This is a genomic window from Mesorhizobium sp. M7A.T.Ca.US.000.02.2.1 (assembly GCF_003996995.1).
Classification (GTDB): domain Bacteria; phylum Pseudomonadota; class Alphaproteobacteria; order Rhizobiales; family Rhizobiaceae; genus Mesorhizobium.
Window position 1 is genome coordinate 1 of sequence record NZ_RZTT01000136.1, and the last position, 13,686, is coordinate 13,686.

General features: G+C 62.7%; 11 protein-coding genes and 1 pseudogene. 5 read left to right on the top strand and 7 right to left on the bottom strand.

Annotation, left to right across the window (positions count from 1 at the left end; all coding sequences use genetic code 11):
- Positions 1 to 2: 2 nt before the first annotated feature.
- Positions 3 to 374 carry a response regulator gene (locus EOD15_RS15110; protein WP_013531932.1) on the bottom strand — a complete coding sequence of 124 codons (372 nt, stop codon included), beginning with the start codon at positions 372 to 374 and terminating at the stop codon, positions 3 to 5.
- Between the two features lie 246 nt (positions 375 to 620).
- Between EOD15_RS15110 and EOD15_RS15115 the strand changes: the two genes are divergently transcribed.
- Together EOD15_RS15115 and EOD15_RS15120 are read left to right on the top strand one after the other, a co-directional pair.
- Positions 621 to 920 carry a DUF3572 domain-containing protein gene (locus tag EOD15_RS15115; RefSeq protein WP_024503583.1) on the top strand — a complete coding sequence of 100 codons (300 nt, stop codon included), beginning with the start codon at positions 621 to 623 and terminating at the stop codon, positions 918 to 920.
- Positions 917 to 1,570 carry a hypothetical protein gene (locus EOD15_RS15120; protein ID WP_127320341.1) on the top strand — a complete coding sequence of 218 codons (654 nt, stop codon included), beginning with the start codon at positions 917 to 919 and terminating at the stop codon, positions 1,568 to 1,570. The genes EOD15_RS15115 and EOD15_RS15120 overlap by 4 nt, the downstream gene beginning before the upstream one ends.
- A gap of 16 nt (positions 1,571 to 1,586) precedes the next feature.
- Here EOD15_RS15120 and EOD15_RS15125 read toward each other — a convergent pair whose 3' ends face one another.
- Together EOD15_RS15125 and EOD15_RS15130 are read right to left on the bottom strand one after the other, a co-directional pair.
- Complete coding sequence (locus tag EOD15_RS15125) at positions 1,587 to 3,110, bottom strand: hypothetical protein (protein ID WP_127408595.1); 1,524 nt, start codon at positions 3,108 to 3,110, stop codon at positions 1,587 to 1,589.
- A gap of 171 nt (positions 3,111 to 3,281) precedes the next feature.
- Positions 3,282 to 3,857 (bottom strand): GNAT family N-acetyltransferase, encoded by a 576-nt coding sequence (locus EOD15_RS15130; RefSeq protein WP_127327428.1) that lies wholly within the window; start codon positions 3,855 to 3,857, stop codon positions 3,282 to 3,284.
- 65 nt (positions 3,858 to 3,922) lie between these two features.
- Between EOD15_RS15130 and EOD15_RS15135 the strand changes: the two genes are divergently transcribed.
- Positions 3,923 to 5,251 carry a DNA polymerase IV gene (locus EOD15_RS15135; RefSeq protein ID WP_127327429.1) on the top strand — a complete coding sequence of 443 codons (1,329 nt, stop codon included), beginning with the start codon at positions 3,923 to 3,925 and terminating at the stop codon, positions 5,249 to 5,251.
- Here the strand turns inward: EOD15_RS15135 and EOD15_RS15140 are convergent.
- Positions 5,248 to 5,754, bottom strand: a complete 507-nt coding sequence (locus EOD15_RS15140) for a hypothetical protein (protein WP_127322942.1) — start codon at positions 5,752 to 5,754, stop codon at positions 5,248 to 5,250. The genes EOD15_RS15135 and EOD15_RS15140 overlap by 4 nt on opposite strands.
- A 197-nt stretch (positions 5,755 to 5,951) precedes the next feature.
- Here EOD15_RS15140 and EOD15_RS15145 point away from each other — a divergent pair, with 197 nt between their 5' ends.
- Positions 5,952 to 6,833: a DMT family transporter gene (locus EOD15_RS15145; RefSeq protein WP_127322941.1), complete on the top strand. Its 882-nt coding sequence runs from the start codon at positions 5,952 to 5,954 to the stop codon at positions 6,831 to 6,833.
- 11 nt (positions 6,834 to 6,844) lie between these two features.
- Here the strand turns inward: EOD15_RS15145 and EOD15_RS15150 are convergent, their stop codons facing one another.
- From EOD15_RS15150 to EOD15_RS15160, 3 genes are all read right to left on the bottom strand, one after another.
- Entirely contained in the window at positions 6,845 to 7,648 is an 804-nt protein-coding gene (locus tag EOD15_RS15150) for a potassium channel family protein (protein ID WP_127408596.1), read from the bottom strand.
- 67 nt (positions 7,649 to 7,715) lie between these two features.
- Entirely contained in the window at positions 7,716 to 11,243 is a 3,528-nt protein-coding gene (gene dnaE / locus EOD15_RS15155; RefSeq protein WP_127408597.1) for a DNA polymerase III subunit alpha, read from the bottom strand.
- Between the two features lie 106 nt (positions 11,244 to 11,349).
- A complete protein-coding gene (locus EOD15_RS15160) occupies positions 11,350 to 13,362 on the bottom strand; it encodes an acetyl/propionyl/methylcrotonyl-CoA carboxylase subunit alpha (protein WP_127322878.1) in 2,013 nt (670 codons plus the stop codon).
- Positions 13,363 to 13,559: 197 nt separating this feature from the next.
- Here EOD15_RS15160 and EOD15_RS15165 point away from each other — a divergent pair.
- Positions 13,560 to 13,686 (top strand): annotated as a pseudogene (locus EOD15_RS15165) (S-(hydroxymethyl)glutathione dehydrogenase); the annotation flags it as partial.

Sequence of the window (13,686 nt, forward strand, 5' to 3'; positions counted from 1 at the left end):
CATCACGCATCGCCCAGATAGGATTTGATGGTTTCGATGAAACGCGGCACCGAGATCGGCTTCGAAATATAAGCCTCGCAGCCGCCCTGGCGGATACGTTCCTCGTCGCCCTTCATGGCGAAGGCGGTCACCGCAATGACCGGGATGACGTGCAGTTCGTCGTCTTCCTTCAGCCATTTGGTCACTTCAAGCCCCGACACTTCAGGCAATTGGATATCCATCAGGATCAGATCCGGCCGGTGCTGGCGCGCCAGATCGAGCGCTTCCAGACCGTTGCGGGTGCGCACGGTCTCGTAACCGCTTGCCTCGATGAGGTCCCGAAAGAGCTTCATATTGAGCTCATTGTCTTCGACGATCATAACCTTCTTCGGCATCGATTTCCCGTCCCGGCTGCCCTTCCGCCTCGAAGGCAACCGTCATGCGCCCATGTCTGAACGCACCAAACCCTGCTTCACTTTACGGCAATATGATTGACGAAACGGAAATCCGCGGCTGGAAAACAGCGCGAATTCCACCTCGTCCCCTGCGCGTCCAAAGGGCGCGCCACGCTCTAATGGCTTGCCGCAAGCAACTCTTGCCATTACTGCGGGAGAGACTCATTCCACACACCGAAGGTAGTGATGGCAAACGCAGCGTCAATGCGCGAAGAAGCGGAATCGATTGCCGTGAAGGCCCTGGGCTTCGTCGCCTCCGATCCGGAGCTTCTGCCGCGCTTTCTGGCAATCACCGGCATAGAGGTCCATTCGATCCGCAAAGCCGCCAGCGAGCCGGGTTTTCTGGCCGGTGTCCTGCAATTCATCCTCGCCCACGAGCCGACTCTGATGCGCTTTGCCGAGGAAACCGGCACCCCGCCGGCGGCTGTCGGCAAGGCCTTGCGGTCGCTGCCGCTGGGCGACGACAACCACGAGCATTCCATATGAGCGATGATCCGGAAACCGCGCGCCAGATTGAAGAACTGGCAGCCGACGACCGACCCTTGCTTGTCCTCGATGTCGACGATGTCGTGCTCGAATTCATCCGACCGTTTCCGAATTTCCTCAAGGCGCGCGGCTATGGCCTGACGCTGGCCTCCTTCCGGCTGACCGGCAACATCGCAGAGACCGCCAGCGGCCGCCTGATCGAACAGCCCGAAGTCACGGCACTGCTGGCCGATTTCTTTGACGCGCAAGCCGATTGGCAAAACATTACTGACGGCGCGTCAGAAGCCCTGGCAGGGCTTGGCGATCGCGCGGAAATCATCTTGCTGACGGCCATGCCGCACAAACACCGTGCCGTGCGTCGCGTCCATCTCGACGCGCTTGGGCTGAGCTACCCGCTTCTGACCACTGAAATGGCCAAAGGACCGGCAGTGGCCAAGCTTCGCGGCAAGGCCGGCCGACCGGTGGTCTTCGTCGACGATCAGCCGCACAATCTGGCGTCGGTACGGGAATCGGTCGCCGACGCCGAACTGTTCCACCTGATGGCCGACAATTCGCTGCGCGCATTCCTGCCGCCGGTGACGGACGATGTGGTCGTCGTCCAGGACTGGCACGAGGCAGCGCCCAAGATCACAAGCGCGCTGGGGCTCTGAACTCCAGCTTCAGGGTTCAGTTCGCACCTGCGCCGCCGCTGTCGTCTCCGCTGTCATCGGCGCCGTCACCATCATCCATGCTGTCGTCCACGGCCGGATCGGCGGGCTTCAGCATGACGCCATTGACGGTGACCGAGCCATCGGCCTTGGCATTGACGATCCATTCCAGCCGGCCATCGGGCAGCGTCTTGCCAAAGCCCTTCGCCATGAGAGCGACTGGCACGTATTGGCCAACCTCCGGTTCCGACTTTGCCGCTTCCTGCAGGCCTTCGACAAGCTTGTCGAAGCCGGCGACATCGACGGTTACGCTTCCTTCGGGCTTTTCGCCTGGGAATGTCATCTCGCCTTCCAGCGCGATCTCCGTGTCCTTGTTCTTCACGGTGCTGTGGCCAAGCACGACCTTCGGCATCTTGGCCAAGAAGTCGACTTTAAGCTGCTCGCCGAATTCGGCCGACAGAGGGGGATTCTTATTGAGATCAAAGGCTTCGATTGCCTTCTTCGCCATGCTGTCGAGATCGATATTGGCGCCGCCAAAGTTCAAATCGACATCGGTGGGCAACAACCCCACGCTCCAGCTCGGCAGAAGCTGGGTCGGCACGGTCAGCCCCGATGCCTTGATGCCGTACGTGATCGTGCCGTTCTGGGCGACGCCATCGGTGCCGAACACGGTGCTGAGCTGGGTGGCGCCGAAATTGCCGACCGGGCTTTCCACCGCAAAATCCTTGAAACCGTAGGTCCCGTCGATACGCTGCCAAAGCGGCAAGGCGGCGAGCAGAAGCGATTTGAGCTGCGCCTGGTTGGCCTTCAGCGTCGCCTCGTCCTCGTTGGCCACCGCAAAGGCCAGGAGATCGAGCAATGGCTTGGTCCGCACGCCCTTGCCGCTGGCTTCGACCGACAGTTCAGGCGACCTGACGGTGACCGGGAATTTCAACCCGCTCTCCGGATCGTCGAAATTGATCGCTTCGATAAAGCTCGATACCTTTTGCGAGGTTGTGAAATCGACGCCCCCAGCCGCCGACTTGGTCGCGGCAACGGTCGCGACGCCGGCGCCCGTGCTGGCTTCCATGCGCTGCCTGGCATCCTTCGATGCCATCGTCATGCCGGCCATCGAGCTGGTGCCGCTGGTAAAGGCCGCCAGATTTGGATCGTAGACGCCCGAACCCTTGCCGTCCTTGATCGAAAACTGAGTGCTTTGCAGCCCCTCGGGTCCGTTGAACTCGAAGGAGGCAGTTTGGGAGAAATCCATGGAGACATCCCAGGACCCGTCGCTGCGCGGCTTGACCATCAGGGCATAGGGCGCGAAGTCGAACTTCAGCAGTTTCTGGTCCGGAAACGATGCGGCAAGTGCCTTGAAATCGAACAGGATCCTGTAGGCGCCACCTTCAAGCGAAACCTTCAAAATGCCTTTGTCGATGGCCTGCTTGCCGACATAGCGGGACAAGTCGTCGGATAATTGCTTCGCACCCTGACTGTCGACGGTCTGACCGAACGCAGGCGCGCTCAACGCAAGGAGGAAAACGAATGGCAGGGCACGGTTCACGCGAATTCTCCGTTTGACCTAATGCATGTCGCCCAAAGTGGGTCCTGGTTTGGGAGAACGACATGCATAAACAAAACCCCAAAGCGCATGCGCTTTAGAAGGGACGTCCGTCTGGTATGAAATTACTGCTGCAACCGCAAGGTGAGATCAACAAGCCACGAGCGGACCTCATCAAAGCACCAGCCGCATCAGCGGGCGGCCGGCCTTGCGTTCCACCAGCCGCTCGAAACCCGCCTTCTCGAAGATCCGCGACGAGCCGACGAACAGGCCGATCGAGCGCGAATCGCGAGACAGGTCCATCGGGCACGCCTCGAGCAGCCGGGCTCCATTCTGGCGGGCGAAATCGATGCCGCCTTCGACGAGGCGATGCGTGATGCCCCTGCCGCGCGCCTTGGCGCGGATGAAGAAGCAGGAGATCGCCCAGACGCCCGGATCCGCGGCGTCGGCAGGATCGACCGGTGCCGAGCCCCTGCCCTGATTGTTCCATTCGGGCACGTCGGCGCGCGGTCCGATCTGCATCCAGCCGACCGCCTGACCGTCCTCGAATGCCAGCAGTCCGGGCGGCGGGCCGGCCTCGATACGCGCCTTGATGTGGTCCTTGTTGCGTTCCCGGCTGCTCTCGCGCCGCACCGCCGGCGCCAGCCGGAAATGCGTGCACCAACAGCCGTAGCAGGCGCCTTGCTTGCCGAAGAGGTCCTCGAATTCAGCCCAAAGCTCGGGTGCAAGTGGCGCTATGGTCGTGCTCATGCGTTCTCCCCAGGCCAGCCTTGTCGCTGGCCTTGCACTGTCGTACCATTGCATCTGTTCTCTTTATGTTCGCAGCGATGGCGGCCCCTGTCAACAATCCCGATCACGGTTTTTGCCGCGACTGCCTGACGTTTCAGCGCAGCCAGGCGCGCCGCTGCGAGCGCTGCGGCAGCCCGCGGCTTGCGCGCCATCCAGAGCTTTACCGGCTGCATCTGGCCCATATCGATTGCGACGCCTTCTATGCGGCGATCGAAAAGCGCGACAATCCGGCGCTCAAGGACAAGCCGCTGATCATCGGCGGCGGCAAGCGCGGCGTCGTCTCCACCGCATGCTATATCGCCCGCATCCAAGGCGTGCGCTCGGCCATGCCGATGTTCAAGGCGCTCGAAGCCTGCCCGGAGGCGGTGGTCATCAGCCCCAACATGGAAAAATACGTGCGCGTCGGCCGCGAAGTGCGCGCCATGATGCAAGCGCTGACACCGCTGGTCGAGCCGCTGTCGATCGACGAGGCGTTTCTCGACCTCGCCGGCACCGAACGGCTGCACGGCCTGCCGCCCGCTGTGGTGCTGGCGCGCTTCGCGCAGGCCGTCGAGAAGGAGATCGGCATCACCGTTTCGGCCGGCCTGTCCTATTGCAAGTTCCTCGCCAAGATTGCGTCTGACTTTCGCAAGCCGCGCGGTTTCTCGGTCATCGGCGAGGCCGAGGCAGTCGGCTTCCTCTCGGCGCAGCCGGTGACCATGATCTGGGGTGTCGGAAAGGCATTCAACGCCACGCTGGAGCGTGACGGCATCCGCACTATCGGCCAGTTGCAGCAGATGGATCGCGGCGACCTGATGCGCCGCTACGGCACGATGGGCGACCGGCTCTACCACCTTTCGCGCGGCGAGGACGTCCGCCGCGTCGATCCCGACCAGGATGCCAAGAGCGTATCGGCCGAAACCACCTTCGACACCGACATCGCGTCGCTGGAGGAACTGGTCGCGGTTCTCAGGGGCCTTTCGGAAAAGGTCTCGGCACGGCTGAAAAAGTCAGGCATTGCCGGGCGCACCGTGGTGCTGAAGCTGAAGACCCAGGATTTCAAGCTGCGCACGCGCAATCGCCAGCTCGGCGATCCGACCCGGCTCGCCGACCGCATCTTTCAGACCGGGGTGGAGCTTCTGCGCAAGGAAACCGACGGCACGAAGTATCGGCTGCTTGGCATCGGCGTCAGCGACCTCTCGGACGACGACAAAGCCGACCCGCCCGATCTGGTCGACATCCAATCGCGCAAGCGCGCCATGGCCGAAGGCGCCATCGACGCCCTGCGCGACAAGTTCGGCCGCAAGGCGGTGGAAACCGGCTACACATTCGGCAAGGGCCGCGACACCCATCCGCCGGAGCCGCTCGAGGATTAGGTGCGCTGCAGATCAATCCTGCTCGTCACCACGCTCTTGCCGGTTTTCGGGTCGGTGTCGATGACGGTCAGCCGCATGCCGTTCTCGCCGCGTTTCTCGACCTTCATCTGCGCCCTTCGGTCGCCATTGACCTCCTTGGCCCAGCGAATGCCCAGGTTGATCGCGTTGCCCGAACGGCTGCCGTTAAGCTGCGCCGGTCCCGTGCGAGAGCCGACATAGGTGCCGCTGTATTTGGCACCGCTGGCCTTCAGGTCCGCGCTGATGGCGCGCGTGACCACGACAAGTCCCCGGCAATTGCCGTCGAGCGACAGGGAGGTCGATGTCGCGTTCGAGCTGAGCGTGCAGGACACGTTCACGGTCGGCGCATCGGTGGTGACCTTGACGATACCCTTGCCGGCGAAATTGCCCTTGAACGCCTGGAGAAATTGGGCCTCGTCGGCATGTGCCGCACCTGCCGCAACCAATAAGCCGCCGGCAAGCGCGAATTGCGCGAAGGATCTCATTGAAGCTCTCCTTGTCGATCTTGAAAAAGGCGGGACGGTCCGCGAGCACGGCTGACCACCGGAACTCAACGCCACTTGCCGTTTCAGGTTCCGCCCGCCACACGACTGTTTTACAACATCCAGCCAGTCGCGACTGGCCCAGAAGAATGCCTTGTGTAGCGATTGCGGCAGAAGCCCGCGCCTGCGACATAGCGCGAATGGCACCCACCCCCTCGATCCCCAAGGCCGCGTTCTGGATGGCACTGTCGATCGCTTCCTTCCTTGGGATGACGGTCGCCGGCCGAGCCACGACAGCGGAGCTCAACGTCTTCCAGGTGCTTGAGTTGCGCTCTGTGATCGGCTTCTTCATTCTTCTGCCGCTGGTGATGATGAGTGGCGGTTTTCGAGCCATGCGCACGCAGCGCCCCATTGCCCATATCGCCCGCAACGTCATCCATTACACGGGCCAGGCGGCCTGGCTCTACGCCATCACTTTGATCCCGCTGGCGGTGCTGATCTCGATCGAATTCACCACGCCGATCTGGACAGCTATCCTGGCGGTGATTTTTCTGGGCGAAAGGCTGAACCGGCCCAAGCTGGCAGCGATCGGGCTGGGGCTGATCGGCGTGGTGATCATCGTGCGCCCCGGTGTCGGCTCGGTCGACCCTGGACATCTCGTCGTGCTGGGTGCCGCGGCCTGCTTCGGCATCTCGGTGGTCACGATCAAATCGCTGACCCGGACTGACAGCGTCGTGCGCATCATCTGCTGGATGCTGATTATCCAGTCGATGGTCGGTCTCATCCCGGCGCTCTATACGTGGCGCAATCCGCCACTGGAGCTATGGCCGTGGATCGTGCTGATCGCTTTCACCGGCATGTCGTCGCATTTCTGTATGGCCCGCGCGCTTGGCTATGCCGATGCGACCATCGTCTCGCCGATGGATTTTCTGCGCGTGCCGCTATCGGCGCTGATTGGCTGGCTGCTCTATAGCGAGCAGATCGATGCCTTCACCGCCGGCGGCGCGCTGCTGATCCTGATGGGCAATCTGCTCAATCTTCAGCGCAGGGCTATAAAGCCGGCCGAAGTGGCGGCGTCGTAGTACGCCGGCCGTCAGTTCCCTTCGTCGGGTATGTTGAGAAGATGACCGCAGGCTTTGCAATGCACGGCGTCCAGCTCGTGCCGCCGCAAGCCGCACTGCGGACAGGGAAACAAAACCTTGGCTGGCCGGAAGATCGCCTGAGCCAGTCTGACAAACAGCGATATGCCGATGATCATGGTGACGATTGCGGTCAGCTTGCCGGCTATGCCCGGCAGCACGATGTCGCCGAAGCCGGTCGTCGTCACCGTGGCGACGGTGAAATAAAGCGCGTCGACATAGTTTTCCAGACCGGCGCCAGTGCGGAAGAAGAACGTGTAGACGAAGCCGGTGATGACGAACAGGAAGGTCAAAAGGTTGATGACCGCGTGGCTGGCCTCGCGCCACGGCCTCAGGCCGCGCATCTCCAGATGCCGCCAGAGCGAACCGCTGCGCGACAGCGACCACAGCCGCAGGATGCGCAGGAAGGCGAGATTGGCGAACGCCGTCGGCATCAGCAGCGTCAAAAGGATGAAGACATCGACCCACGACGTCGGCTGCTTCATCAGCCGCAGCATGTTTTTGGAGGCAAGCAGCCGGGCGACCAGATCCGCGGCGACAAGCGCGGCCGCCGAATAGTCGAGCCAGAGGAAGGACGGCTTGTCCTGAAGAACCGGCGTCGCGATGAAGAAGGCGATGATGGCGAGGTCGATGACGACGGCCACCAGTTGGAACCGGAAAGCGGCCGGCGTGCGCCCATGATAGAGCCTGCGCAGCCTGTCACGCAGCCGCGCCAAGGCTGAAACCGCCTGCGACCCGTTCCTCTGCGCCGGCTTCATACTGACTGCGCTGGCGTTCGCGGCAGCGACCGCCCGGCTGACCGCCGCGCGCGAGAAAGAGCGGGGGTCACACCAGCTCCACTTCGACCACACCCGGCACCGCGCGCATCGCCGAAGCGATCTGCGGCGAAATCCGGTAGCGGTTCGGCAGCTCGATCTCGATTTCGCCCTCGCCTTCGTCCTTGATCAGCACGAAGCTGACCTGGCCTTCGCCCCTGACGGTCAGTTGGCCGGCCAGCGTGTTGATCGGCGAGGCGTTGCGCACGAAGATGCGAAGTGCCTTCTGGATACGGCTTGCCTCGTCCTCCAGCGACTGCACCGAGTTGATGCGCAGATTGACGCCTTCCGGCCTGTCCTCGGCGGCAACGGTGATGACCACGGAGCGGCCGGCCTCGAGCAGATCGCGATATTGCGCCAGTCCTTCGGAAAACAGCACGGCTTCGTACTGGCCGGATGTGTCGGAAAAGGCGATAACGCCCATCTTGTTGCCGGTGCGCGTCTTGCGCTCCTGCTTGGACGTCACCGTGCCGGCCAGACGGCCGGCGGCGGCACCGCGTTTGACGGCCGCCGAAAACTCGGCCCACGTCTGAACCCGCATCTTCTGCAGGGCTGCCTTGTACTCGTCGAGCGGGTGCGCCGAGAGATAGAAGCCGACCACCTGGAATTCACGGTGCAGCCGGTCGGCGGCGAGCCATGGCTCCGTCGCCGGCAGATTGAGTGCCTGCGACTGGGCGCCGAGCGAAGCGCCGAAGATGTCGTGCTGGCCGGAAACCGCGTTCTGCTGCGCCAGCGACGCCAGTCCCATCATGCGTTCCACGCCCGCCATCATCGATGCGCGGTCGTGGCCGAAGCAATCGAGCGCGCCGGCCATGATCAGGCTTTCGAAGACGCGCTTGCCGACGATCTTGGGATCGACCCGCTCGCAGAAATCGGCGAGGTTCTTGAACGGCTTTTCGCCACGCTGGGCAACGATGTGCTCGACCGCCGCATCGCCGACGCCCTTGAGCGCTGCCAGCGAATAGTAGATGCGGTTCTCACCGACCTCGAAGGGGCGAAAGCTCGATGTCACCGAAGGTGCCAGAACCTCGATGCCAAGGCGCAGCGCGTCCTGGCGGAAATCGGCCAGCTTGTCGGTGTTGCCCATGTCGAGCGTCATCGACGCCGCCAGGAACTCGACCGGATAATGCGCCTTGAGATAGGCGGTCTGGTACGAAACCACCGCATAGGCGGCGGCGTGCGATTTGTTGAAACCATAGTCGGCGAACTTGGCCAGCAGGTCGAAAATGAAGTCGGCTTGCGGCTTGCCGACGCCACGCTCGACCGCGCCGGAGACGAAGCGCTCGCGCTGCTTGTCCATCTCGGCGCGAATCTTCTTGCCCATGGCGCGGCGCAGCAGATCGGCTTCGCCGAGCGAGTAGCCGGACAGCTCCTGCGCGATCTGCATCACCTGTTCCTGGTAGACGATGACGCCTTGCGTCTCCTTCACCAGATGGTCGATCTTGGGATGGATCGACGCCATCTCCTCCTCGCCATGCTTTCTGGCGTTGTAGGTCGGAATGTTCTCCATCGGACCGGGGCGGTAGAGCGCAACCAGCGCGATGATGTCCTCGATGCAGTCGGGCCGCATGCCGATCAGCGCCTTGCGCATGCCGGCGCTTTCCACCTGGAACACGCCGACCACTTCGCCGCGCGACAGCATGGCGTAGGTCTCGGGATCGTCGAGCGGGATCGTTGCCAGGTCGATCTCGATGCCGCGCCGGCGGATCAGCTTCACAGCCGTTTCCAGCACCGTCAGCGTCTTCAGGCCGAGGAAGTCGAACTTCACCAGCCCGGCCTGCTCAACATATTTCATGTTGAACTGGGTGACGGGCATGTCCGAGCGCGGATCGCGGTACATCGGCACCAGTTCCGACAACGGCCGGTCGCCGATGACGATGCCGGCGGCATGGGTCGAGGCGTGGCGGTAAAGGCCCTCCAGCTTCTGCGCCATGTCGAGCAGCGTCTGGACGATCGGCTCCCTCTCGGCCTCTTCGGCAAAGCGCGGCTCGTTGGCGATGGCGTCGGCGAGCTTGACCGGGTTGGCCGGATTCTGCGGCACCATTTTGGAGAGCTTGTCGACCTGGCCATAGGGCATTTGCAGGACGCGGCCGACGTCGCGCAGCACGGCGCGCGCCTGCAGCGTACCGAAGGTGATGATCTGGCCGACCTGGTCGCGGCCGTATTTCTGCTGGACGTAGCGGATGACCTCCTCGCGCCGATCCTGGCAGAAGTCGATGTCGAAGTCGGGCATCGACACGCGGTCGGGATTGAGGAAGCGCTCGAACAGAAGCGAGAAGCGCAACGGGTCGATGTCGGTGATGGTCGTCGAATAGGCGACCAGCGAGCCTGCGCCCGAACCGCGGCCCGGCCCGACCGGAATGCCCTGCGCCTTGGCCCATTTGATGAAGTCGGCAACGATCAGGAAGTAGCCGGGAAACTTCATCTTGGTGATGATGCCAAGCTCGAAGTTCAACCGCTCGCGGTATTGCTCGACCGTATAGCCGGCGGTTGGGCCATGCATGGCGAGGCGCGCGTCGAGCCCCTCATGCGCCTGGCGGGCCAGTTCGTCGGCTTCCGCCTGCACCGCGGCGTCATTGTCGGCGACATCGCCGCCGGTGAAGCGCGGCAGGATCGGATTGCGGTTTTTGGGATAATAGGAGCAGCGCAGCGCGATCTCGACAGTGTTGTCGATTGCTTCCGGCAGATCGGCAAAGAGCCTGGCCATATCGGCCTGGCTGCGCAGGAAATTGTCCGGCGACAGCCGGCGACGATTATCGGCGGCGACGACCGATCCTTCGGCGATGGCGATCAGCGCGTCATGTGCGTCATAGTCGTCACGAGAGGAAAAGAACGCCTCGTTGGTGGCGACCAGGGGCAGTTCATGGGCGTAGGCCAGATCGATCGAGGATTTCTCGATCACGCGATCATAACCGGAAACCCGGTCCAACTCGACATAGAGCCGGTCGCCGAACATTGCCTTGAGGGTTAAAAGCCGGGCTTCGGCCAGATCGCGGCGATCTTCCTTGAGCGCGGTGCCGATCGGTCCGCGCGGCCCACCGCTGAGGCAGATCAATCCGTCACAATAGCCTTCCATCATTTCGGTGGTCAGATGCACGGCTTCGCCTGGCGGCGTTTCGAGGTAGACGCGGCTGACCAACCTGACCAGGTTGGAATAGCCGGCTTCGGTCGCGGCGAGCAGGACGACCGGCCGCATATCCGGGCCCTGCCGCCTGCGGTCGCGCTGGCCATCGCTGTTTTCGCCGGAAAAGGCGAGCGCCGTCTGGCAGCCGATGATTGGCTGGATGCCGTCCTTCACCGCCTTCTGCGCGAATTCCAGTGCGCCGAACAGATTGTTGGTGTCGGTCACGGCAATGGCCGGGGCTTCGTCCTTGACCGCATGAGCCACCACCTTGCCGATCTGCAAGGCGCCTTCCAGCAGGGAATAGGCCGAATGCACGCGCAAATGGACGAAGGGCCGCGCCGGGGCCTCCGGCCGCGCCGCAGCAATCGCTGCTTCGCGCTTCAGGGGATCGCGGGGAAGTTTTTCGTCGGCCATGGTGCTGTGTGAAGGTCCTGAGTCGATGGAGATGTATTGTCCGGGACCGCGCGATGCCAGTCCAGCACAAACCGCTGCTGATCACAGGCTGCCTGCCCGGCCAGCCTTACGCAAACTCCATGATCACCGCATCCACGGCCAAGCTGTCGCCGGGCTTGGCGTTGAGTTTGGAGACGACAAGGTCGCGTTCAGCACGCAGCACGTTTTCCATCTTCATCGCTTCGACCACCGCCAAGGTCTCGCCGGCCTTGACCTCCTGGCCTTCGGCAACGGCAATCGACACGACAAGGCCAGGCATCGGGCAAAGCAGCAGGTTCGACGTGTCCGGCGCCACCTTTTCGGGCATCAGCCTTTCCAGCTCGGCGGTGCGCGGCAGCATGGCGCGCGCGGTCACCGACATGCCTTTCCAGGCTATGCGAAAGCCGTTGGCAACCGGCCTGACCTGAGCCGTAACCTTGCGCGTGCCGACCGTGCCGCGCCAGACCAGGTCGCCCGGCCGCCAGTCTGATGCAACGGTCAACGCCCTGCCGGCCTCGATCGACAGATCGATTTCCATCGGAATGGAAATCATGCCCTCGATAATCGAGGCCGACAGATAGTCATCGCCGATCTTTACCACCCAGTCGCGCTTCAGAGCTCCCGAATGCGGCGCCAGCCGCCCGCCCAGCCGGTCGAGCCGGTCACGGCGCAGCAGTTCCACCGCCGTCGCAATCGACGCCAACACGGCCTTCTCATCGTCGTTCGGTACGACCGGCGCGAATCCGTCGGGATATTCCTCCGATATGAAAGCGGTCGATATCCGCCCTTCCCGCCAACGCGGATGCTGCATCAAGGCGGCCAGGAACGGAATGTTGTGCTCGATACCGTCGACGACGAAGCTGTCGAGCGCTTCCGACATGGCATCGATGGCCTCCAGACGCGTCGGCGCCCAGGTGCACAGCTTGGCGAGCATCGGATCGTAGAACATCGAGATTTCGGAGCCCTCGGTGACGCCGGTGTCGTTGCGGATGACGACATCGCCGAATTGTCCTTCCTCAGGCGGCCGGTAGCGTGTCAGCCGGCCGATCGACGGCAGGAAGTTGCGGTAGGGATCTTCGGCATAGAGCCGGCTTTCCACCGCCCAGCCGTTCAGCTTGACGTCGCTTTGCTTGATGGCAAGCTTGGCGCCGGCGGCGACGCGGATCATCTGCTCGACCAGATCGATGCCGGTGACGAGCTCCGTCACCGGATGCTCGACCTGCAATCGTGTATTCATTTCAAGGAAATAGAAGTTCTTGTCCTTGTCGACGATGAATTCGACCGTGCCGGCGCTCTGGTAGTCGACGGCCTTGGCCAGCGCCACCGACTGCTCACCCATAGCCTTGCGCGTCTCGGCATCCAGGAACGGCGACGGCGCCTCTTCGGCGACCTTCTGGTTGCGTCGCTGGATCGAGCATTCGCGCTCGCCGAGATAGAGCGCATTGCCATGCGCGTCGGCCAGCACCTGAATTTCGATATGGCGCGGATCGACGACGAATTTCTCGATGAAGACACGATCGTCGCCGAACGAACTCTTGGCTTCCGAGCGCGCGCGGTCGAAGCCGTCGCGCACTTCGGCCTCGCTCCAGGCGATGCGCATGCCCTTGCCGCCGCCGCCGGCCGAAGCCTTGATCATCACGGGGTAGCCGATTTCGCCGGCAATCTTTTCGGCATGGTCGGCATTCTCGATGACGCCGAGCCAGCCGGGCACGGTGGAAACCTTGGCGGCGTTGGCGAACTTCTTCGATTCGATCTTGTCGCCCATCGCCTTTATGGCCTTGGGCTTCGGGCCGATGAAAATGATGCCTTCCGCTTCCAGCGCTTCGCAGAAGGCCGCCCGCTCGGACAGGAATCCGTAGCCGGGATGCACGGCCTGGGCCCCCGTTTCCTTGCATGCGGCGATGATCTTTTCCGGGACGAGATAGCTCAGCGCGGCTGGTGAAGGCCCGATATGCACCGCCTCGTCGGCCATCTCGACATGCACGGCATCGCGATCGGCATCGGAATAGACGGCAACCGTGGCGATGCCCATCTTGCGTGCCGTCTTGATGACGCGGCAGGCAATTTCGCCGCGATTGGCGATCAGGATCTTGGTGAACATGCGAAATGTCATCCCTCGGGTCGGCCGTTCCTTTTATGGCCTGTGCTTGCAGGGTCAAGCCGACCATGCAATTCACTGCCTTTCAATCGACTTGCGATTCCAATTCATCGCCGTGGCCCAGTCAGGGAGCCAGCCGCCAGTTGATCGTGTCGGCAAAACCTGAAACCTTGGAAAAAACTCGCATTGGAGGACGTCTGATGAAAACCCGCGCCGCTGTTGCTGTCGCCGCCGGAAAGCCGCTGGAGATCATGGAGGTCGATCTCGACGGCCCACGTGAGGGCGAGGTGCTGGTCGAGATCAAGGCGACCGGCATCTGCCACACCG

What these genes read in the sequence shown, in the direction of transcription:
- EOD15_RS15110 (WP_013531932.1), bottom strand. Translation starts at nt 374, where the DNA reads ATGCCGAAGAAGGTTATGATCGTCGAAGACAATGAGCTCAATATGAAG.
- EOD15_RS15115 (WP_024503583.1), top strand. Translation starts at nt 621, where the DNA reads ATGGCAAACGCAGCGTCAATGCGCGAAGAAGCGGAATCGATTGCCGTG.
- EOD15_RS15120 (WP_127320341.1), top strand. Translation starts at nt 917, where the DNA reads ATGAGCGATGATCCGGAAACCGCGCGCCAGATTGAAGAACTGGCAGCC.
- EOD15_RS15130 (WP_127327428.1), bottom strand. Translation starts at nt 3,857, where the DNA reads ATGAGCACGACCATAGCGCCACTTGCACCCGAGCTTTGGGCTGAATTC.
- EOD15_RS15135 (WP_127327429.1), top strand. Translation starts at nt 3,923, where the DNA reads ATGTTCGCAGCGATGGCGGCCCCTGTCAACAATCCCGATCACGGTTTT.
- EOD15_RS15140 (WP_127322942.1), bottom strand. Translation starts at nt 5,754, where the DNA reads ATGAGATCCTTCGCGCAATTCGCGCTTGCCGGCGGCTTATTGGTTGCG.
- EOD15_RS15145 (WP_127322941.1), top strand. Translation starts at nt 5,952, where the DNA reads ATGGCACCCACCCCCTCGATCCCCAAGGCCGCGTTCTGGATGGCACTG.
- EOD15_RS15150 (WP_127408596.1), bottom strand. Translation starts at nt 7,648, where the DNA reads ATGAAGCCGGCGCAGAGGAACGGGTCGCAGGCGGTTTCAGCCTTGGCG.
- dnaE (WP_127408597.1), bottom strand. Translation starts at nt 11,243, where the DNA reads ATGGCCGACGAAAAACTTCCCCGCGATCCCCTGAAGCGCGAAGCAGCG.
- EOD15_RS15160 (WP_127322878.1), bottom strand. Translation starts at nt 13,362, where the DNA reads ATGTTCACCAAGATCCTGATCGCCAATCGCGGCGAAATTGCCTGCCGC.